This window comes from Ruegeria sp. K5 (genome assembly GCF_056531805.1).
This window is the reverse complement of sequence record NZ_JBQFML010000001.1, coordinates 719,775-740,311: the sequence shown is the minus strand read 5'-3', so window position 1 is coordinate 740,311 and position 20,537 is coordinate 719,775. Positions and strand designations below refer to the sequence as shown.

The window sequence follows — 20,537 nt, the reverse complement described above, 5'->3', positions numbered from 1 at the left end:
AACGCCGTGCTGTATGCGAAGAATGAAATCGGAATCATTCTTGAACGGGAAAACATTATGTCCAAAGCAGAACAGCGCGCGCAGATGTCCAATGGCGCAGGGTTTATCGCAGCACTGGATCAAAGCGGCGGATCGACTCCCAAGGCGCTGGCGCTTTATGGCGTGGATGCCTCGCAATATGGATCGGACGAGGAAATGTTCGGCGAAATCCAGCAAATGCGCGCGCGGATTATTCTGGCGGATGACTTCACCAAGGACAAAGTGATCGGCGCGATCCTGTTCGAACGCACTTTGGGCGAGGAAATCGAAGGTCGCAAAGTGGCCGATTATCTGTGGTCGGTCAAAGGGATCGTGCCGTTCCTGAAAATCGACAAAGGGCTGGAAGATCAGGCCAATGGCGTTCAGATGATGAAGCCCATTCCGGGGCTGGCTGAAACCCTGGGCAAGGCTGAGGGCGTGTTCGGGACCAAGGAACGCTCGGTCATCCACGAAGCCAACGCCGAAGGCATCGCCGCTGTGGTCGCGCAGCAATTCGACGTTGCGCGCGAGGTTGTCGCCGCAGGCATGGTTCCGATCATCGAGCCTGAGGTGAACATCAACTCGGACACCAAGGCCGAGGCCGAAGATATCCTGAAGGGTGAGTTGCTGAAAAACCTCGACCAGTTGGACGAGGGGCAGGATGTGATGCTCAAGCTAACCATCCCGAGCAACGCGAACCTGTATGACGAGGTTGCAGATCATCCGCGCGTCGTGCGTGTCGTGGCGCTGTCGGGCGGGTATTCGACCGAGCAGGCCTGTGATCTTCTGGGTCAGAACGGCAAGATGATCGCCTCGTTCTCGCGCGCATTGACCGAAGGACTGTCGAAGCAGCAATCAGAAGCCGAGTTCAACGCGGCTTTGGGCGGCAATATCGACAAGATCTTCAACGCGTCCTGCTAAGCCTCAGACCGGTTTGACAAAATCGCGGCGCATCTGCGCCGCTTTTTCCCGGCATAAGCAGCCCTCGGCATGGTCATTGACCAATCCCATCGCCTGCATGAAGGCAAAGACCGTGGTGGGTCCGACGAATTTCCAACCGCGTTTCTTCAGGTCCTTCGACATGGCGATGGATTCAGCCGAGGTTGAGGCGCTGCGTGGCGGCGGCGGGATTTCCGGCTCATACCGCCAGACATAAGCGGCCAGAGAGCCTTCCGAGGCGACCAGTTCTTGCGCGCGGCGGGCATTGTTGATCACCGCTTCGATCTTGCGGCGATGGCGGATGATGCCTGTGTCCTGCGACAGACGTTCGACATCTGCATCGGAAAACTCGGCCATCCTGTTGAAATCAAACCCACAAAAGGCTGCGCGAAAATTCTCGCGCTTGCGCAGGATCGTCAGCCAGCTGAGGCCGGACTGAAAGCTTTCAAGACACAGTTTCTCGAACAACCGTTGGTCGTCGGCCACCGGGTATCCCCACTCATTATCGTGATAGTCCGGAAACTCGGGCGCGGCCAAAGACCACGTGCACCGAGGTTTTCCGTCTGGGCCGATGGCTGTGTCCGTCATGCGCGTACCCTTTTTGTTCTCACCTCACGCTACACGCATTGCAAGCGTGCTTGCAAGGGTCAAACCTTGTCGCGGTACCAGTTCAATATGAAGACCCGAATAGCGGATGCCAGGCCTGTTTCGGGATCACGAGCCACATCAATCTCTGCCGCCAAAGCATTGATTGGTTGATCTTTTTCCTGTGCAATATCCCGAAAGGCCCGCCAGAACTCATCTTCCAGAGACACCGAAGTGCGATGCCCTTTAAGCGTCAGGGACCGTTTGACGGGACGGCCGCTCATTCATCCAACTCGTGATTGTCCAGGTCGCGCTTCTGCTTGTCCTGCCGCAGTTTCACGACGTCTTTTTCGGCCTTGGTCCGCCCAAAGGCGACAGCGTTCTGATCTGCGCGGGCCTTCTTTTCGGCCCGCGCCCTTTCTTTGCGAAACCGGTTCAGATTGACCGGCTTGCCCATCAGTTTTTCGGGCCGATCATCTGCTCGGGCCGGACAACGGCGTCAAAGGTTGCCTCATCCACAAAGCCCAGCGCGATGGCCTCTTCCTTCAGGGTCGTCCCGTTCTTATGCGCGGTCTTGGCAACGGTGGTGGCGTTGTCATAGCCGATCGTGGGCGCCAGTGCGGTGACCAGCATCAGCGATTCCTTCATCAGCTTGTCGATGCGCGGTTCGTTGGCCTTGATGCCCAACAGCATCCGTTCGGTAAAGCTGTCGGCAGCGTCACCCAGCAACTGGATCGATTGCAGCAGGTTGTAGGACATCATCGGGTTATAGACGTTCAGCTCAAAATGCCCCTGCGACCCGGCAAAGGTCATCGCGGCGTTGTTGCCCATTACATGGGCCGCGACCTGAGTCAGCGCCTCGGCCTGAGTCGGGTTCACCTTGCCCGGCATGATCGATGAGCCGGGCTCGTTTTCAGGCAGGATCAGTTCACCGAGACCAGAACGCGGGCCGGAGCCCAGAAACCGGATGTCATTGGCGATCTTGTAGCAACTGCCTGCAATCGTCGCCAAAGCACCAGACAGGAAGACCATGGCGTCATGGGCGGCCAGCGCCTCGAACTTGTTCGGGGCCGTCACAAAGGGCAGGCCGGTGATCTCGGCCATATGACCTGCGACCGCTTCACCCCATCCATTCTGGGTATTCAGGCCGGTGCCGACGGCTGTGCCGCCTTGCGCCAATTCATAGATCCCCGGCATCGCCGCGTGCACGCGGGCAATCCCTTGACGGATCTGGTGGGCGTAGCCGCTGAATTCCTGACCCAATGTCAGGGGCGTTGCGTCCTGAGTATGGGTCCGGCCGATCTTGATGATGTCCTTGAACTCTTCGGCCTTCTGTTCCAGCCCCGAGGCCAGTTTCTCAAGACCCGACAGCAACACGTCGCGCACGCTCATCGCGGTGGCGATATGCATGGCGGTGGGGAAGGTGTCGTTCGAGGACTGACCCATGTTGCAGTGATCGTTCGGGTGCACCGGGTCTTTCGAACCGATCACTCCGCCCAGAATCTCGATGGCGCGGTTTGCGATCACCTCGTTCGAGTTCATGTTCGACTGCGTGCCCGAACCGGTCTGCCAGACGACCAGAGGGAAGTTGTCGTCAAACTTGCCCTCAAACACCTCACCGGCCGCCTGAATGATCGCGTCAGCGATTTTGGCGTCCAGCTTGCCGGTCGCCTTGTTTTCCATGGCGCAGGCTTGCTTGATCACGCCCAGCGCGCGCACGATGGCCACGGGCTGTTTCTCCCACCCGATGGGGAAGTTCATGATCGAGCGCTGCGTCTGCGCCCCCCAATACTTGTCGGCAGGAACCTCGAGCGGGCCAAAGCTGTCGGATTCGGTGCGGGTCTGAGACATCTGTCACTCCGTCTGGTATGCAGTCGTATGCCGTTTAGCGGCCACAACGCCGTGACGCAATCGGCCAGTTGCGCGCACCTTAGACATACGGTCCCGAAAGGTATAGCCGCCGGATGGCATCATTTTAATTTGCACCGCACAGGATTGTGCCATTGTGCGCACCGCGCGCTTGTTTAGAATAAGGTGGCTGCGGTCGAGGAGGTTTAAATGCCCGAATCTGAACGGATATCGCCAATCAAAGCCATCGCGGTGGCTTTGGCCGCAACCTTGTGGATCGCAGTTCTAAGCGTGTCGGCCCGCGCCGCCGACGTAACGCCGTTTGTCGGAGACTATATCGGTTCGGCAAATGTGGTGGACGCGGACGGAACAAGCACGCCCCGAGACATGAGCGTTTCGATTCACGAGACCAAGAACGGCTTTAATGTCAGTTGGAAAACAACGACCTACAAGCTGGACGGGCGCGTCAAGGAACAGGCGTTTTCAATCGATTTCCAACCGTCTGACCGGCCCGACGTGTTCGCCGCCGCGATGAAGCGCAATGTCTTTGGTCATGAGGTTCCGTTGGACCCCATGAAAGGTGAACCCTTTGTCTGGGGCCGCATCGACGGGGACACGATGACCGTGTTTTCACTGTTTATCGATGAGACCGGCGGATATGAATTGCAGCAGTTCGACCGCACTCTGGCCGAGGGTGGTCTGAACCTGTCCTTCTCGCGCTTTATCAACGGCGAAAAGTCCCGCTCGGTCGAAACGTTTCTGAAGAAACAATAAACCCCGCGTGGGTCGCAGGGTTTCAGGGCCTATTTGCGGAAGCTGTCCAACGAGACGACGTCTGCGTCGTGGTGTTCCTCAGGCTCTTCAACCTCAATCGACTCTTCGATGAAGTTGTCTTCTTCCAGCTCGTCCTCGGGGCTTTCGAACCGCAGGCCAAACTCGACGGACGGGTCCACGAAGGTTTTGATGGAGGTATAGGGGATATACAGCGGCTCGGGCGCGTCGCCGAAGTTCAGCGTGATGGCAAAGCCGGTCTCGCCAACCTCAAGGTTTTCGAACCAGTGCTGCATGACAATTGTCATCTCTTCTGGATACCGCTCGCGCAGCCAATCCGCGATCTGCACGCCGGGTTCACGGGTGTCGAAGGTGATGAAAAAATGATGGGTGCCGGGCAGGCCGGTTTCGGAAACGCCGGTCAGAACCGTTTTGATGAGACCGCGCATGGCGGTGTGCATCAGGTTTCCATAGTCGATGTCTTGCGACATGTGTGATCCTCGAAAGTGGTTATCCCCAGCATAGGCGTTTTAACTGGAAACGAAAGAGCAGGTATGGCCGGATTGATCAGAATAGATGGATGGCCATGCCAGCCAGAGCCATCAGCGCCAGTACCGTTGCCATCCCCAATTTTGCCTTGAAAATCAATAGACCTGCGGCAAATGTCAGGGCCAGAGCAGTATAATTTGCGGATAACACGTCCGGAACAGGAGTTGACAGCGGCCCCCAGCTTGCCTGACCGACCACATCAAAGAGAACATTTAGGGCGAACCACACGGACAGGTTGAGAATCACACCGACCACCGCCGCCGTGATGCCGTGCAGCGCGGCTGTCAGCCTTGGCCTCGTCGCAAGGCTGTCCAGATAGGGGGCGGCCAGAAAAATCCAGAGGAAACAGGGAACAAATGTCGCCCATAGCGCCACAGCACCCGCTGCCAGGGCCAATGTGACGCCGCCGTTTATCTGCCCGGTCAGCATGGCAACGAACTGCGTCACCAGAATCAGTGGCCCCGGCGTTGTTTCGGCAAGGCCCAGCGCGTCGATCATCTGGCCTGTGCTGATCCAGTTGTATTGATCGACGACCGTCTGCGTCATGTAGGCCAGAACCGCGTAAGCGCCGCCAAAAGTCACAACCGCCAGTCGGGCAAAGAACCAGCCCAGATCGCTGAGCAGTTGGTGCCCCGACAGTGTCAGCAGGACCAGCGGTCCCAGCCACAGGGGCAGCCAAAAGGCTATCGTACGAAACGGTTTTGCCAAGGTAGTTGCTGCGGTGGGTTCGGGTGCGGGGCCCGCGCCCTTGAAACTGAGATACCCCCAAAGAGCAGCCGTCAGAATGATCAAAGGGAACGGAATGTTGAACAGGAAAATCCCCAGAAACCCGAGACCCGCGAGGATGCGGTGTTCCACATCCGACAGCGCCTTGCGGGACAGTTTGAGCAAAGCCTGTAGGACAATCACGATGACCGTGGCCTTGATCCCAAGAAAGGCCGACTGAACCAGGGGCAGGGTGCCAAATGCTGCGTAAAGCATCACCAAAGCCGCGATCACAATCGCGCCGGGCAGCACAAATAGCGTTCCGGCAATCAACCCGCCGGTCACGCCGCGCAGACGCCACCCCGCATAGGTCGCCAGTTGCATGGCTTCGGGGCCCGGCAGCAACATGCACAAGGACAAGGCTCGCAGATAGGCTTGCTCATCCAGCCAGGGCCGACGTTCAACCAACTCGTGATGCATCAGCGAAATCTGGGCGGCCGGGCCTCCGAAGGACAGAAGGCCAATCCTGCCGAACACCTGCATCAGTTCTTTGAGCGATGGTGTCATGAACTGCGATCCGTCGGCCAGTCGTGGGTTTCCTCAAACCCGTCGCGCGCCCAGCGATACAAGGCATCATAGAGATGCATCCCGACCTCAAGGTTTTCGTGATCGTCACGATATTGTCGGGACAGGCCGACCGAGATGGCCAGTAATCCGGCGGCCTCGGGGGCAAGGTCGTGGCGATTGGTGTCGGCTGCCCGCACCACGGTTGCAAGCCGATCCAACGCTTCGGAGCGTAGGCACAGCTCATCCAACAGCGTATCAAATGTGCAGGCGTCGCCTCGATGGCTCCAGAATGCGTTTTCGATGTCAAAGGGCGTGGCGTTGAATTTTTCTGCGACGCTTTCCACCTCGGCTGGCGCGACGAACAGAAACTTGGCCTTGGGGTCGACAAAGCGACGGATCAGCCAGGGGCAGGCGATACGGTCAATCTTTGGACGGTGCCGCGTGACCCACAATGTCTGCCCGTTAACCGGCGACGGCACAGACGCGGTCGGAATACGCAGGCCGTCCGGCAGGTCGCGCCAACCATACATGCCGCCTTCCAGATACTCAGCGGCGCAGCCTTCGCTGCGCAGCCACGAGACGACGCCCTGACTGAGTTTCTTGCCCTTTTGACAGATGATGACGCTGCGGCGATCCGAGACCAGCCGCACAAGCCCCGCAATATCGGCGGCCGGGTGCCGGAATGAACCGGGGATTAAATACGGATCCTCTGCAAAATCTTCGTCCAGACAAATATCCACCAGCATCGGAGCCTGAGGTGTTCCGATCAGACGCGACAATTGCTTTGGGGTAATGGAGTTTGGCGATGCCATGGCATGTTCCTTGTAGTCTCGGATACATGCGAAACTTGGGCTGACGCCTCACGGGGCGTTCGCAATCTTACCCCATGGCTCTAGCTACCGTGCAAGCCGCCCATGGGTCAAGATTGCACCGCCTTTGGATCAGGCCCAATCCAGCCTTTGCCCCGTCATACATACCGGCAGCGTGTCCTGCGGAAACTGACCCAGCTGTTCGAAAAGCGAGACGAAATCGAACTGATTATAGGCTTCGACCATCTTGTCGCCCTTGAATCGCGCCATGACCTGCCCGGTGACCTCCAGCGGTGCCCCGTTATCGGCGCGGAATGTTTTGACGTGAAGAATGGCTGAAACCCAATCGCCGTTTTCGATGATTTTGGGCATCTCAACGGTGATCTCGCCAAGGATATGACGGAAGGCCATGACCAGATCGCGGAAATCGTCGGCGCCCACCTGCATCTCCGGGATCAACCCTTCAGCCATCGTATCGGGCGCAAAATACTGATCGATCGCTTCGGTATTTCCCTGTTCCCAAACCTCGGCGTACCATGCTTTTAGGATATCTGTGTGCTTCATCCCGGCTCTCCTGTCTGACTGGGATGACAGTGGACAAAAGGGATGAACAAACTCTAAATCTGCGCAGAAAAAGAATTAAACTTAGACATAAGGCTGTGGAAATGCAGGTTTCTGTTGCCAGGTACCTGCGAACCCCGCCTTACGCGGCTAGGCGCAAGGGCTTAGATTTCGGTCTTGTTACTGCTTACGCAGCAACTGCAACCGGAGCACGATTGTCGTTTGCAATTGTACTATTTTCGCCGGTAACGGTGGCAGACAGCCGAGACAAAGCTAACCCCTTTAGACGTTCGTCGATCCTGTTTCGGCCCCAAAATCCCCAAACGAAGGATGGTTGGTGGAGCCGCCGGGTACCGCCCCCGGGTCCGATCCGCTTATTACGAGCGCGTTTATGTCCATAGTCCCGAAGGACATCCCCTATATAGGTGAGGCAGCGCTGGGTTGCAAATCCAGATTTTTGGATGCGGATACGTGCAAAAACAGATGATTACGTTGTTTTGTTGAAGTTCGCTGCAATCAGCCAGACGGCCAGTACAAATTCGATTCCACCAAAAGTGGCTGCTTTGACGAATGGCGGGTTGTCCAACGCCAGCGACACGAACCGCCCAAGCGCCGCCCCTGCGTAGACCACGCCCAGCATTGTGTAGGCCATCGGCGCGTTCAGCCAGATCACGGCAATGCCGGTTACAACAAACAACCCTCCGACCGAGGCGCGCAATTCACTTAGGCCCATTGTGCTGTCGGTCGGGGCCAGATCCAGCGCGTTGGCGGTGTGGGCGGGGGCCAGAAAGCCGAAAAGGCCGAATCCGATGGTCAGCAAAGCGACGATTACATTCAAGGTTGTTACCATTTCGGCCTCTTCCAACTTGCTTATCCGACGACAACGGTAATCCGTTGTTTTCCGAAGAAAAGCACTAAATCGCCGACCACAGCCCCAGAACTCCAACCAGAATCAGACTAAGCGCCCAGATCAGTTCCAGATTGAACCAACTGCGGGACAGGAATTGCAGGCCCAGCCAGCGATAGACGGCATAGGCTAAAAGACCGCCGCCAAGGATCATTGCGGCGGTATGCAGCGCCGCCACGCCCAGAACCAGCAGGCCATTCGTTGTCATGATCTGCGAGATTGCCTGATGCCCGGCATCCAATTCATCCAAGCCGCACAGGCCCAGATAGATCGGAACCATCATCAGCGCGGCCCCATGCGCCAGCGCCACCAGAAAGGACCAAAGCGCCAGTTTCCTTGGGGGGACGCGCGACAGGAATCGCGGGTGGCGCTGGGTGAGGGCGATATAGAGACCCATCGCGATGACGATCAGCGCCGCCCCGATGCGAATCTCGCGTTGGTAGTCAACCAGTACGGCCATCAGGGCAAAGGGCAGCAGGACACCCAGCATCGCCACGAAATGCCCGCCAGCCAAGGCCGCCAGCGCGCGCCACAGGGCGGATTGGCGCTGCTCCATCAATGCCGAAGAAACAGCCAGCGGCCAGCCCATTCCGGGGTTCAGCCCGTGATATGCGCCGCTGAGAACAACGGCCAGCCAGAGACCAGCCGTTGATGTCATCAGAACCTCCAACTCAGACCGAGGGGTAGCAGAAGCTGTCGGTCGAGCAGTCTCCGCCCTCCAGCCGGATCTGGTGGCTGCGGTAGCCGTCGGGGAATTCGACCCAGAAGTTCGGGTCCAGCGTCAGGCCACCGTTTTCGCCAACATCGGCCTTGACCATCGCCGCGCCGCGTTCGCCGGGATAGAACTGATCATCCCATGTGGAATAAAGTGAGTTGGTCCAGTAAACGCGTTTACCGTCCCGGCTGATCTCGACCATCTGCGGGCCGTAACCAAAATCCTGACCGTTTGGATGTTTGGTTTTCTTGACGATACCACCGATTTCAACCTTGCCCGCCAGCGTCGGGTTCATCGGGTCCGAGACATCGTACTGATGCATCTCACCCGTACCCCAGCAAGCGACATAGAGATACTTGTCGTCGAGGCTCAGGTCGATATCAGTGACCAGCGGCGGAACGGCCGAGAATCCCTTCAACAGATCGGGCAGGTCATCCGGGTCGGCTGGTTGCGGGTCGATGGTGATGGTCTTTTTGGCCTCGAACGTGCCGTCCTCATTGCGCCACCACGTGAAAATCGCGCCTTGCAGGTTGGTGGTGTCCACAACCACGCCGCAGAACCCGTATTGCTTGACCGGATCATGGGCCGGGCGGATTTCCAACGCCATCTGATGGTTTTCACCCAGATCGATGGTCTGGATATTGGTCCGGTTGCGCAGGTTCCAGAAGTGGATGCTGTGACCGTATTTGTTCGACAACAGATCCTCGGCCACGATGCCGTTTTCGAACTGCGGAGGAAGTCCCCATTCGGAACTGACCATGTAGTCGCGCGGCAGGTTCCACCAGAAATCATAGTGCTTGTCCTGCACGCCGCGCTCGATCTCATACCGCCCTATGATCTCAAAGCTTTGGCAATCCATGATGAAGATACCCGGAGGGCCATCTGTTCCGTCTTCACCGCCACCACCCAGCGTGCTGACATAGATGCCTTCGGGGCCGCAATGGATGGTGTGAGGGCGGGAATATCCTGTTTTTGCAAAGACTTCTTCGGGTTCGATGATCTTGTGGATCTTGGCCTCAAGCGGGTTCTTGACGTCGATCACGTAAATCCGGCTCGACCGAATACCCGGAATAATCAGATAGCGCCGTTCCAGAAACGCATGGCCGGTCAGCGGTGACAAGGCCGAGGAACAAGCGTTCCAGCCAAAATGATGAAACTCATCGCCTTTTTCCGGCATCATCACCTTGTGGACGATCTTGCCGAAATCGTCGGATGTCGGATCGACATTCACAACCGCCAGCCCGTCGGGTTGCGAAAAATCCGGGCTCAGCATCAGCGTAAAAGCAAGCGTCTCGGCGGGGCCCTCCATCGCCAGCTTGGCGGATGGATAAAAGGTTGGGTCCGGTCTTGTGTTCATAACGTCCTCCCGTAAGCAATTGATATTCAATTTGTATTGAGAGTTCCGGTCTTGGCGCCGGGTGACATCCTGCCTGCTCTGTCTTCCTTGTGCCTGTTCGTCTGCGTCAGTCTTGGGGCCTGAAAAGGATCAGGCGGGTTTGCGTTTGCGTTCGGCCACGTCCTGGGCCAGTTGGCGGGTGTAAGCTTCCAGTTCGACCAAGGTGGCATCGACCGTTGTGGCGTCATACGCTTCAAGTGCGTCGGCGATCTTGGTGTGAAGCAAGATGATCTCTTCGCGTGACCTTGCTGTGAAGGTGATCATGTTCATCAGGGGCTGCATTGCCTCGACTGCGCCTGCCAGTTGATAGGACAGAACCGGATTGCCGGCGCCATCCACCAAAGCCCGGTGAAAGGCGACGTCCGAGGCGCAAAACGCCTCATCCGTCAGGCCGGGCTGCGCCTGTCGGAAAATCTCGGCCCGCATGGTGGCGAGTTGATCTGCCGTACGACGCTGCGCAGACAGGGGGGCGCAGGCGCGTTCCAGCGCATATCGCGCCTCGCAAGCCGTATCGAAGCGCACCGCGTTCATCGACAGCAAAAGGGTTGAGGTGGTGATCTGCTGCGAATACGCGTCTTCAAAACTGATGCGGTTCACAAAGGCCCCGCCGGTTGCCCCGCGCTGGGTGCGGATCAGGGACTGTGCCGCCAGACGTTTCAGCGCCTCACGAACCGTTGGGCGCGAGACCTGAAATTGGTCGGCCAATTCGGCCTCGGACGGCAAACGCTCATCCACGATCAACTCACCCGAGACAATCGCATCGCGAATGGCCTGCGCGATTTGCGCGGACAGGTCTGCGGTTTTCTGTGGGTTAATCTTCATTTTGCACGCGGCTTTACGATTTTATTTGTCTGACATTTAAAAGTCTGACATTTGAAAAGCAAGGGAGTTGAGTCGGAGGGGATCACATGAGTCGCGCAATGCTACGCAGCGGGATGTGGCTGGCGTTCTATGTGCTGATCCTGTGGGCCTGGTGGGTCATGTTCTCGATGAGCCGCGACATGGACCTGGATTGGATCGGTCGTCCGGGTCCGATGGGACAGGCCATGGCGGCGATGGATCCGCGTATGGACATGTATATGCCCATGGCCGAGTTTGGTCCGCTGTTCTGGATGTGGGCGATCATGATGGCGGCGATGATGCTGCCGACTCTGGTGCCAACCCTGCGCGGCTATGACGACCTGATCCGCAGCGCCAACGGCACGCGCGCCGGATGGCTGGGCGTTCTGACCGGTTACTTCATCGTCTGGGTGGGCTTCGCGGCGCTGATCACCGGCGTTCAACTAGCTCTGTTGTTTGGTGGGGTCGTTGACATGTTGGGCATCGCCAAGTCCAACTGGGTGGCCGGAGGGTTGCTGATCGTCGTCGGTGCCTTCCAGTTCACCCGCGTGAAAGAGGTCTGCCACGGCGTCTGCCATGCGCCGATGACCTATTTCCTGGGCCATTGGAAAACCGGTTTCGCAGGCGGCGTGAAAATGGGGCTGGGCCTTGGCGCGTTTTGCGTGGGCTGCTGCTGGGGCTTCATGGCACTTGGCTTTGTTGGCGGTGTCATGAGCCTTTTGTGGATGGGTCTAGCCACCCTGTTCATGGTTTTGGAAAAACTTCCCCAGATCGGGCATGTTGTGACCCGACCCATGGGGTTTGCGTTGATTGCAGGCGGTCTTGTCCTGTTGATCTATCCCTTTGCATACGGAGGATAAGCCGATGGCAAAAAACAGAAAACCCGAAGCGGACAGGCTTCCCATAAGTCAGCGGATCGACAGCCGTATGCCCAACCCGAAACGGCGCGAGATGAGCCCGACGGAATGGGCCATCAAGGGCGAACTGATCCTGAACTGCTCGTGCGATGTGTTTTGTCCCTGCGTTGTCTCGCTGGGCGCGCACCCTCCGACCGAGGGGCATTGTCACGCGTGGATGGGTGTCATCATTGATGAGGGGCATTACGAGGGTGAGGACCTCTCGGGTCTGTGCGTCGGCCTGCTGGTCGACATTCCGGGCCGTATGGGCGAGGGGCAATGGAAAGTCGCCGCCTATGTGGACGAACGTGCCAGCGGCAAGGCGTATAACGGGCTATTGCAGATTTTCAGCGGTCAGGCGGGCGGCACCACCGGCCTGTTCACCATGCTGGTGAGTGAGATCATCGGGGCCGAGCGGGCTCCGGTCGCCATCGAGCGCGACGGCACCAAGCGCCGGATCGTGATCGGTCGCAAAGTTCAGGGTGAGATTGAGATGCTGGCGGGCAAGGATCCCGAGCATCCCGTGATGGTCTCGAACTCGAAATACTGGATGGGACCGGACATCATCGTGGCGCGCGGTACCAAGTCCAAGGTGCGCGATTATGGCCGCGTCTGGGATTTCGGCGGCAAATCAGCCGAGATTTGCCCCATCGATTGGCATGGGCCAAAGTGATGATTACCGGAGCCTATGCGCGTGAAATGTCGCGCTATAATCAATGGCAAAACAGTCAGTTGTCAGAGTTTCTTCAAGCATTGACCCCTGAGGAACTAACGCGAGAACGCGGGGCGTTTTTTGGCTCGATCCTGGGCACAGCGAACCACTTGCTGTGGGGCGATTGGATCTGGATGTCCCGGTTCGACAAGGGGCCGGGCCCGGAAAGCAACATCCATCGCAAAGGCGGCGGCATCCATGAAAGCGTCTATCTGTGCCCTGATCTGGCCAGTTGGCTGTCTCTGCGTAAGACCGTGGATACCCGGATTGCAGATTGGGCGAACACGTTGGGTGATGATCTGATCACCGGCCCGTTTACCTGGTATTCGGCGGCAAAAGAAGGTGATATTACATTGCCTTACGCGCAATGCATCATGCATTTTTTCAACCACCAGACGCATCATCGTGGTCAATTGCACAAAATGCTGACCGAGACCGGGTCTGAGGCCCAGGTCAGTGATCTGGTTTTCCTGCCGCAGGAGGGCTGAATGCCGCAAATATCCTTGTCTCGCCGCTTGCGGCGCACGCCCTTTTCCGACGGGGTCGAGGCTGCGGGGGTTAAAGGCTATACGGTTTACAATCGCATGTTGTTGCCGACGGTTTTTGAAAGTGTCGAAGCCGACTATCGCCATCTGAAAGAGCATGTTCAGGTCTGGGACGTATCCTGCGAGCGGCAGGTGGAACTGCGCGGCCCGGATGCGGCGCGGCTGATGCAGATGCTGACGCCCCGTGACCTGCGCGGGATGCTTCCGGGGCAGTGCTATTACGTGCCCATCGTGGATGAAACCGGTGGGATGCTGAACGATCCCGTTGCGGTGAAACTGTCCGAGGACCGTTGGTGGATTTCCATTGCCGACAGTGATTTGTTGTTGTGGGTCAAAGGATTGGCAAATGGGTATCGGTTGGACGTGCTGGTGGACGAGCCTGACGTCTCGCCTTTGGCAGTTCAGGGGCCCAAGGCCGATGAGTTGATGGCGCGTGTCTTTGGGGATCGGGTGCGAGATATCCGGTTTTTCAAGTTCGATATGTTCGAGTTCGAAGGTCGCGATCTGGCTGTTGCGCGATCAGGCTATTCAAAACAGGGCGGGTTCGAGATCTATGTCGAGGGCTGCGATATCGGGATGCCGCTTTGGAACGCGCTGTTCAAGGCGGGCGAGGACCTTCAGGTGCGGGCCGGGTGTCCGAACCTGATCGAACGCATCGAGGGCGGCCTATTGTCTTATGGCAATGACATGACGGACGACAACACGCCGCATGAATGTGGACTGGGCAAGTTCTGCAACACGCACACGGCCATTGGCTGCATCGGGCGCGATGCCTTGTTGCGCGTGGCCAAGGAAGGCCCGGTGCAACAAATCCGTCCGATTGCGATTCAGGGCGACCCGGTGCCGCCCTGCGATCGACCCTGGCCGGCTTTTGTGGATGGGAAACAGGTGGGGCAGGTGACCTCGTCTGTTTGGTCGCCCGATTTCGAAACGAATGTCTCCATAGGCATGATCCGCCTGAGCCATTGGGAACCGGGGACCGAACTGGATGTTGAAACGCCGGATGGCACGCGCCGCGCGCAGGTGAAGGCGCATTTTTGGGTTTAGAGGGGGAAGGGGGCTCTGCCCCCGTCGCTGCGCGACTCCCCCGGGATATTTTTAGCCAGATGAAGACTCGGATCTGGTTTTTTGGAAACGAAAGGAACTGCAAATGTTCAATGCGTTGGTAATGGACAAGGATGAAGAAAGCGGGCTGGCGAGCGCTTCGGTCAAGCAGCTTTCAGCAGATGATCTGCCCCATGGTGAGGTGACGGTTGCCGTCGAATACTCGACAGTGAACTATAAGGACGGTCTGTGCATGTCGCCCAAAGGGGGCGGGTTGGTGCGGTCGTACCCACATGTGCCGGGCATCGATTATGCGGGTACGGTCGAGGCGTCCTCGGACGATCGGTACGCGCCCGGCGACAAGGTGGTATTGACCGGTTGGCGCGTGGGTGAGGCGCATTGGGGCGGATATTCGCAGAAAGCCAACGCTTTGGCGGATTGGCTGGTTCCCTTGCCGGACGGGCTGAGCGCGCGGCAGGCGATGGCGGTGGGAACTGCTGGTTTCACGGCCATGCTGGCTGTCATGGCGTTGGAGGATCATGGTCTGTCCCCGGACAAAGGTCCGGTTCTGGTCACCGGTGCCGCAGGCGGCGTTGGGTCCGTGGCGACCGCCATTCTGGGCAACCTGGGTTACGAGGTCGCCGCCGTGACCGGGCGGCCCGAGACCGGGGATTATCTGAAGTCGCTTGGGGCCACGACCATTGTGCCGCGTGAGGAGTTGAACGAGACCACCAAACGCCCGCTGGAAAGCGAAACCTGGGCGGGTTGTGTGGATGCTGTTGGCGGAGAGATGCTGGCGCGGGTGCTGGGGCAGATGAAATACGGCGGCTCGGTCGCGGCCGTAGGTCTGGCCGGGGGCGCGGGGCTGCCTGCGACAGTGATTCCCTTCCTGTTGCGCGGTGTGAACCTGCTGGGCATCGACAGCGTGATGCAGCCCTATGAAAACCGCGTGCGCGCGTGGCAGCGGATCGCGACCGACCTGCCTATGGATAAGCTGGAGGCGATGGTGCACCCCGCCGCGCTGTCCGATCTGCCCGGACTGGGCGCGGATATTCTCAAAGGTCAGGTCAAAGGGCGCGTGGTTGTCGACGTGAACGCCTGATCTGACATGGCAGCCGGGGCGTGCCTGTCCCGGCTGATCAAAACCTGGCGAAAAAGGACCGAAACAACTCTGGTCATTGGCACAATTCCTGATCATGATTGCTATACATCCCAAGTGCGATGGCGTAAGACCCATCCAAACAGCACCTGAAGACGGGGAGTGAGCAGCATGTCTGACGACTTCGAACTGGACACCGATGATCTGAAGCGCCGCATGGAAGGCGCGATGTCCAACCTCAGAACCGAATTTGCCTCACTGCGGACCGGGCGGGCTTCGGCCTCGATGCTGGAGCCGGTGATGGTGGATGCTTATGGGTCGATGACACCGATCAATCAGGTTGGCACGGTCAATGTGCCCGAGCCCCGGATGGTGACGGTCAATGTCTGGGATAAGTCCCTGGTCGGTAAGGTGGAAAAGGCAATCCGTGAAAGCGGGCTGGGGATCAATCCACAGCTAAACGGCACGATCATCATGTTGCCGATCCCCGAACTGAACGAAGAACGTCGCCGCGAGTTGGGCAAGGTCGCCGGGCAGTACGCCGAAAGCGCCCGGGTTTCGATCCGGAATGTGCGCCGCGACGGGATGGACCAGATCAAGAAAGCCAAGGCTGACGGCATGTCCGAGGACGATCAGAAGTTCTGGGAAAGCGAAGTGCAGGACCTGACGGATGAGATGATCAAGGCCGTTGATGCCGCGCTTGAGACCAAGCAGTCCGAAATCATGCAGGTCTGAGCCGGTCTCATGCCCAAAGATCCCCACACCGAGCCCTGTGCTGGTCCGCGCCATGTGGCCATTATCATGGATGGCAATGGCCGTTGGGCGCAGGCGCGCGGTCGGCCCCGGCTGTTTGGGCACCATGCAGGCGCACGGCGCGTGCGCGAAGTGGTTGAGGCCTGCCCGGGACTGGGGATCAAATACCTGACAATCTTTGCCTTTTCGACCGAGAATTGGAAGCGGACACAGGTCGAGGTCGCCGGGCTGATGAGCCTGTTTCGCCGGTATATCCTGAAAGAAACCAAGACGCTGGCGGATAACGGCATTCGTGTGCGGTTCATCGGGGATCGGGTGCGCCTGGATTCCAAGTTGACCGATCTGATGGATTCTCTTGAGGAAGAGACCAAGGATAATGACCTTGTCCATCTGACGGTGGCGCTGAACTACGGCGGTCGGGATGAGGTTGCGCGGGCCACCAAACGTCTGGCCAGTGATGTCGCCGAGGGGCGGTTGAAGCCTGAAGATGTGGATGAAGAAACCCTGCCGAAATATCTGGATACCCGGGTTCTTCCCGACCCTGATCTGGTGATCCGCACCAGTGGTGAGGCTCGGATTTCGAACTTTCTGCTCTGGCAGTCGGCCTATTCCGAATATGAGTTCATCGACACCTTGTGGCCCGATTTCACCGCCGCTGAACTGGAACGCCTGTGTCGCAACTACGGCTCGCGCGAGAGACGCTTTGGGGCAGTTCCGGCATGAGCGAAGGCCGATGGTCTGATCTGACGACGCGGGTTCTGTCCGCCATTGTGCTTGTGGCCATCGGCTCGATCGAGGTGTGGCTGGGCGGTCTGTGGTTCGAGGCGTTCATCGCCATCGCCTGCGCCATCATGACATGGGAACTGGTTCGGATGATCGAACCGCAGCGCATGGGTGTGGCGGTTCAACTGGGCATTCTGACGGGCATCGCGGTGGTTCTGAGTTACCATGTGCCGCCGCTTTACAAACTACCGATCTTGCTGGCCCCGGCGCTGGTGGGGGCCGGGCAGGTCAGCCACTCCAGGGGGCTGTACGCCATCTTTGTGATCTGGATTGCCGGGGCAGGGCTGGGATTTATCTCGATCCGCGAGAATATGGGGTTCGGCTGGATGATCTGGCTGATCGCCATTGTGGTCGCCACCGATGTCGCGGGTTATTTCGTGGGCAAGGCCATCGGCGGGCCGAAGTTCTGGCCCAAGGTCAGCCCCAAGAAGACATGGTCTGGTACGGCAGGCGGTTGGGTCGCTGCTGCTATTGTCGGGGTCGCGTTTGCCGCCCATGGCGGGTTTGGCGTTCTGTTCGTAATGGTCTCGGTCTTTGCGTCCATGGCCAGTCAGGCAGGCGATATCGTGGAAAGCGCGGTAAAGCGCAGGTTCGGGGTCAAGGACAGCTCGAACCTGATACCGGGCCATGGCGGGTTTCTGGACCGGTTTGACGGCATGATGGGTGCGGCCCTGTTTGTCTTGCTGGCAGGCCTGCTTTATTCACCCGGGGCAATGTGATGCGCAAAGTATCGATTTTTGGCGCGACCGGTTCTGTCGGTCAGAACACGATTGATCTGATCGCGCGGGATCCGCAGGCCTATGACGTCGTTGCGCTGACAGGTGGTGCGAATATCGAACAGCTTGCTGCTGATGCCCGTCGATTGAAGGCCGATTTGGCCGTCACGGCCTTTGAGGATCGCCTGCCGGACCTGCGCGACGCGTTGCAGGGGTCTGGTGTCGAAGCTGCCGCAGGATCTCAAGCACTGACCGAAGCGGCGGCGCGCCCGGCGGATTGGGTCATGTCTGCGATTGTCGGAGCCGCCGGTCTTGCGCCGGGGATCGAAGCGTTGAAGCAAGGCGCGACACTGGCGCTTGCCAACAAAGAAACGCTGGTTTGTGCCGGGCCTTTGGTGCTGGAAACAGCCAAGACCCACAATGCCCGCCTGCTACCGGTGGACAGCGAGCATTCGGCCGTGTTTCAGGCACTGTTGGGGGAAGAGATTGATGCGGTCGAGCGCATCATCATCACCGCCAGCGGCGGCGCATTCCGGGACTGGCCGCTGGACGATCTGGCCAAGGCGACGGTCGAACAGGCCTCGAGCCACCCGAATTGGGATATGGGTCAGCGGATTACCATCGATAGCGCGTCCATGTTCAACAAGGCACTTGAGGTCATCGAAACGAAAGAGTTCTTTGGCGTCGCCCCGGATCAGATCGAGGTTCTGGTCCATCCCGAATCCATCGTTCATGCGCTGGTCGGGTTTCGCGACGGGGCGGTGATGGCCCATTTGGGCGCGCCGGATATGCGCCACGCCATTGGATTCGCGCTACATTGGCCCAATCGGCAGGACTTGCCCGTTCAGCGGCTGGATCTGCCCGCCATTGGGCAGTTGAACTTCCAGGACCCCGACCTGGCCCGCTATCCGGCGCTGAAACTGGCGCGGGACGTGATGGCGCGCGGGGGCTTGTCGGGGGCTGTGTTCAACGCGGCCAAGGAACGGGCGCTGGATCACTTTATCGCGGGTCGAATCAATTTCCCCAGCATGGCGGATATTGTCGCAATGGTTCTGGACAGATTCGAAGCGGGACATAGTCTTATTGATGCCGCTTTGACTCTTGATAACGTACAGCAAACGGACCAACTGGCACGGCAATGGGCGGATGAAGCCGTAAGCAAACGAGCAGGATAGACATTTGGACCTACTTTCCCTGATCCCGCAATTTGGCAATTTGCTTTGGACCATTGTGGCCTTTGTCATCGCCTTGTCCGCCATTGTCGCGGTGCACGAATATGGCCATTACATCGTCGGGCGCTGGTCAGGCATTCATGCCGAGGTGTTTTCCATCGGGTTCGGCCCGGTGCTGTGGAGCCGCATGGACAAGCGCGGCACCCGCTGGCAGATCGCTTTGCTCCCCTTTGGCGGCTATGTGAAGTTTCTGGGCGATGCCAACGCGGCGTCGGGCAAGGACGAAGAGGCGATGGAAGAGATCGCCGAACAAAGCCCCAAAGAACTGCGTCGCACGATGCACGGCGCGCCGCTCTGGGCGCGGGCGGCCACTGTTGCGGCGGGTCCTGTGTTCAACTTTGCAATGTCGATCATCGTGTTCGGGCTGATCTTCTGGTCTCAGGGCGTTTCGCGCGAGCCTTTGACCGTGGGTGAGTTGCAACCCCTGCCGGGCACCGTTCAGGGTTTGCAGGTCGGTGATGAGATCGTCGCAATCGCAGGCATCCAAACACCGGATTTCGATGAGGAAAGCACCTGGAGCGAGTTCACCGACTCGCTGCCGGTTGAGCCAGTGCTGGACTACACGGTCATTCGCGATGGGCAGACCATCGATGTTGAAGCCCCGTGGCTGTTTCCGCCGCTGATCCGTCAGGTCGCGCCGCGCAGCGCGGCCATGGATATCCAGCTTGAGCAGGGGGATGTCATCACCTCGGTAAATGGTGAACCGATCTTTGCGTTCGAGCAGCTCAAGGAATTTGTCGAAAGCTCGGATGGTCGGGTTCTGTTGCTGAATGTCTGGCGCGACGGGGCCGATCTTGAGTTTGCACTGGCCCCGCGCCGCACGGATGAACCGAAGTCTGATGGCGGTTTTCAGACCCATTGGCGCATCGGTATCGTCGGTGGAATGATGCTGGAACCTGCAACCCAGCCTGCGGGTCTGTTTGACTCGCTAACAGGCGGCGTCAATCAAACGATCCGCATCATCGAAGGATCGCTGTCGGGGATGTGGCATATGATCACCGGCGCGATCAGCACCTGCAACATCTCCGGCCCGATTGGCATCGCCGAGACGTCGGGCGCAATGGCCAGCCAAGGCGCGCAAAGCTTTATCTTCTTCATCGCCGTCCTGTCCACCGCAGTCGGGTTGCTGAATCTGTTCCCGATTCCGGCTCTGGATGGTGGTCATCTGCTGTTCTACGCCTATGAGGCCGTGACCGGAAAACCACCCAGCGACATGGCATTGCGGATTCTGATGACCGTCGGAATCACGGTTATTCTCAGCCTGATGTTGTTCTCGGTGACCAACGACCTGTTTTGCTGATTGTGGCGCAAGCCACACAGGAAAGCCGCATTTTTGCCGCATTCCGACGGTAAGGTTTGCGCGACGTTGAGGGGCGATCATGACCAAAGCACTGCGCAAATCCTATCGGAGTTTTAGCTTCCTGTTCATGCTGAACTGGGATGTGTTGCTGAGTTTTGCCGTCACCGCTCTGGCACTGGCCGCTGGTGCCTATCTGGCGGGATTGTGATTCTGACCAACCGTCTTTTCACGCCCTAAAGGCCATCAA

25 protein-coding genes and 1 other RNA gene are annotated in these 20,537 nt (G+C 58.5%); 13 read left to right on the top strand and 13 right to left on the bottom strand.

Annotation, left to right across the window (positions count from 1 at the left end; all coding sequences use genetic code 11):
- Positions 1-57 precede the first annotated feature (57 nt).
- Positions 58-939, top strand: a complete 882-nt coding sequence (locus ACR0MO_RS03810) for a fructose bisphosphate aldolase (protein WP_170621770.1) — start codon at positions 58-60, stop codon at positions 937-939.
- A gap of 3 nt (positions 940-942) precedes the next feature.
- Here the strand turns inward: ACR0MO_RS03810 and ACR0MO_RS03805 are convergent, their stop codons facing one another.
- Genes ACR0MO_RS03805 through fumC form a run of 4 tightly spaced genes read right to left on the bottom strand, consistent with a single transcriptional unit; the run spans position 943 to position 3,393 of the window.
- On the bottom strand, positions 943-1,545 hold the full coding sequence (locus tag ACR0MO_RS03805) for a DNA-3-methyladenine glycosylase I (protein ID WP_170450836.1): 603 nt from the start codon (positions 1,543-1,545) through the stop codon (positions 943-945).
- Between the two features lie 59 nt (positions 1,546-1,604).
- Positions 1,605-1,826 carry a ribbon-helix-helix domain-containing protein gene (locus ACR0MO_RS03800; RefSeq protein ID WP_170621772.1) on the bottom strand — a complete coding sequence of 74 codons (222 nt, stop codon included), beginning with the start codon at positions 1,824-1,826 and terminating at the stop codon, positions 1,605-1,607.
- Positions 1,823-1,999 (bottom strand): DUF4169 family protein, encoded by a 177-nt coding sequence (locus ACR0MO_RS03795; RefSeq protein WP_170450832.1) that lies wholly within the window; start codon positions 1,997-1,999, stop codon positions 1,823-1,825. Before ACR0MO_RS03795 ends, ACR0MO_RS03800 begins: the two co-directional genes overlap by 4 nt.
- Positions 1,999-3,393, bottom strand: a complete 1,395-nt coding sequence (gene fumC / locus ACR0MO_RS03790; RefSeq protein WP_480889781.1) for a class II fumarate hydratase — start codon at positions 3,391-3,393, stop codon at positions 1,999-2,001. The genes ACR0MO_RS03795 and fumC overlap by 1 nt, the downstream gene beginning before the upstream one ends.
- 207 nt (positions 3,394-3,600) lie before the next feature.
- Here fumC and ACR0MO_RS03785 point away from each other — a divergent pair, with 207 nt between their 5' ends.
- On the top strand, positions 3,601-4,164 hold the full coding sequence (locus ACR0MO_RS03785; RefSeq protein WP_170450829.1) for a hypothetical protein: 564 nt from the start codon (positions 3,601-3,603) through the stop codon (positions 4,162-4,164).
- A 29-nt stretch (positions 4,165-4,193) separates the two neighbouring features.
- Here ACR0MO_RS03785 and ACR0MO_RS03780 read toward each other — a convergent pair whose 3' ends face one another.
- From ACR0MO_RS03780 to ACR0MO_RS03740, 9 genes are all read right to left on the bottom strand, one after another.
- Positions 4,194-4,652 carry a ClpXP protease specificity-enhancing factor SspB gene (locus tag ACR0MO_RS03780; RefSeq protein ID WP_170450827.1) on the bottom strand — a complete coding sequence of 153 codons (459 nt, stop codon included), beginning with the start codon at positions 4,650-4,652 and terminating at the stop codon, positions 4,194-4,196.
- Positions 4,653-4,728: 76 nt separating this feature from the next.
- Complete coding sequence (gene chrA / locus ACR0MO_RS03775) at positions 4,729-5,982, bottom strand: chromate efflux transporter (RefSeq protein WP_480889778.1); 1,254 nt, start codon at positions 5,980-5,982, stop codon at positions 4,729-4,731.
- Entirely contained in the window at positions 5,979-6,794 is an 816-nt protein-coding gene (locus tag ACR0MO_RS03770) for a chromate resistance protein ChrB domain-containing protein (protein WP_480889775.1), read from the bottom strand. Before ACR0MO_RS03770 ends, chrA begins: the two co-directional genes overlap by 4 nt.
- A 129-nt stretch (positions 6,795-6,923) precedes the next feature.
- Positions 6,924-7,355, bottom strand: a complete 432-nt coding sequence (locus ACR0MO_RS03765) for an ester cyclase (RefSeq protein WP_170450821.1) — start codon at positions 7,353-7,355, stop codon at positions 6,924-6,926.
- 100 nt (positions 7,356-7,455) lie between these two features.
- Positions 7,456-7,803: a transfer-messenger RNA gene (gene ssrA / locus ACR0MO_RS03760) on the bottom strand.
- Positions 7,804-7,839: 36 nt separating this feature from the next.
- Positions 7,840-8,202: a DUF4345 family protein gene (locus tag ACR0MO_RS03755; RefSeq protein ID WP_480889771.1), complete on the bottom strand. Its 363-nt coding sequence runs from the start codon at positions 8,200-8,202 to the stop codon at positions 7,840-7,842.
- Positions 8,203-8,266: 64 nt separating this feature from the next.
- On the bottom strand, positions 8,267-8,917 hold the full coding sequence (locus ACR0MO_RS03750) for a hypothetical protein (RefSeq protein ID WP_480889768.1): 651 nt from the start codon (positions 8,915-8,917) through the stop codon (positions 8,267-8,269).
- Between the two features lie 13 nt (positions 8,918-8,930).
- The gene (locus ACR0MO_RS03745) at positions 8,931-10,331 is read right to left on the bottom strand and encodes a selenium-binding protein SBP56-related protein (protein ID WP_170518475.1); all 1,401 of its coding nucleotides are present in this window, start codon (positions 10,329-10,331) and stop codon (positions 8,931-8,933) included.
- Positions 10,332-10,460: 129 nt separating this feature from the next.
- Complete coding sequence (locus tag ACR0MO_RS03740) at positions 10,461-11,192, bottom strand: GntR family transcriptional regulator (RefSeq protein ID WP_170518477.1); 732 nt, start codon at positions 11,190-11,192, stop codon at positions 10,461-10,463.
- Positions 11,193-11,278: 86 nt separating this feature from the next.
- Here ACR0MO_RS03740 and ACR0MO_RS03735 point away from each other — a divergent pair, with 86 nt between their 5' ends.
- The 11 genes from ACR0MO_RS03735 to ACR0MO_RS03685 all read left to right on the top strand — a co-directional run bounded on the left by ACR0MO_RS03735 (position 11,279) and on the right by ACR0MO_RS03685 (position 20,498).
- Entirely contained in the window at positions 11,279-12,070 is a 792-nt protein-coding gene (locus ACR0MO_RS03735; protein ID WP_170450812.1) for a DUF2182 domain-containing protein, read from the top strand.
- A gap of 4 nt (positions 12,071-12,074) precedes the next feature.
- Positions 12,075-12,779, top strand: coding sequence for a DUF1326 domain-containing protein (locus ACR0MO_RS03730; protein ID WP_170450809.1), 705 nt, complete (start codon positions 12,075-12,077; stop codon positions 12,777-12,779).
- Positions 12,779-13,306, top strand: a complete 528-nt coding sequence (locus tag ACR0MO_RS03725) for a DinB family protein (protein ID WP_480889766.1) — start codon at positions 12,779-12,781, stop codon at positions 13,304-13,306. Before ACR0MO_RS03730 ends, ACR0MO_RS03725 begins: the two co-directional genes overlap by 1 nt.
- Positions 13,307-14,410, top strand: a complete 1,104-nt coding sequence (locus tag ACR0MO_RS03720; RefSeq protein ID WP_480889763.1) for a dimethylsulfoniopropionate demethylase — start codon at positions 13,307-13,309, stop codon at positions 14,408-14,410.
- 103 nt (positions 14,411-14,513) lie between these two features.
- Positions 14,514-15,509, top strand: coding sequence for an acryloyl-CoA reductase (gene acuI / locus ACR0MO_RS03715; protein ID WP_170450802.1), 996 nt, complete (start codon positions 14,514-14,516; stop codon positions 15,507-15,509).
- A 168-nt stretch (positions 15,510-15,677) separates the two neighbouring features.
- Complete coding sequence (gene frr, locus ACR0MO_RS03710; protein WP_170450800.1) at positions 15,678-16,241, top strand: ribosome recycling factor; 564 nt, start codon at positions 15,678-15,680, stop codon at positions 16,239-16,241.
- Between the two features lie 9 nt (positions 16,242-16,250).
- Positions 16,251-16,982, top strand: a complete 732-nt coding sequence (locus ACR0MO_RS03705; protein ID WP_170450798.1) for an isoprenyl transferase — start codon at positions 16,251-16,253, stop codon at positions 16,980-16,982.
- A complete protein-coding gene (locus ACR0MO_RS03700; protein ID WP_170453037.1) occupies positions 16,979-17,761 on the top strand; it encodes a phosphatidate cytidylyltransferase in 783 nt (260 codons plus the stop codon). The genes ACR0MO_RS03705 and ACR0MO_RS03700 overlap by 4 nt, the downstream gene beginning before the upstream one ends.
- On the top strand, positions 17,761-18,933 hold the full coding sequence (dxr, locus tag ACR0MO_RS03695) for a 1-deoxy-D-xylulose-5-phosphate reductoisomerase (RefSeq protein WP_170450795.1): 1,173 nt from the start codon (positions 17,761-17,763) through the stop codon (positions 18,931-18,933). The genes ACR0MO_RS03700 and dxr overlap by 1 nt, the downstream gene beginning before the upstream one ends.
- Positions 18,934-18,937: 4 nt before the next feature.
- Positions 18,938-20,290: an RIP metalloprotease RseP gene (rseP, locus tag ACR0MO_RS03690; RefSeq protein WP_170621781.1), complete on the top strand. Its 1,353-nt coding sequence runs from the start codon at positions 18,938-18,940 to the stop codon at positions 20,288-20,290.
- Positions 20,291-20,369: 79 nt separating this feature from the next.
- Positions 20,370-20,498, top strand: coding sequence for a hypothetical protein (locus ACR0MO_RS03685; RefSeq protein ID WP_480708172.1), 129 nt, complete (start codon positions 20,370-20,372; stop codon positions 20,496-20,498).
- Positions 20,499-20,537: the final 39 nt, after the last annotated feature.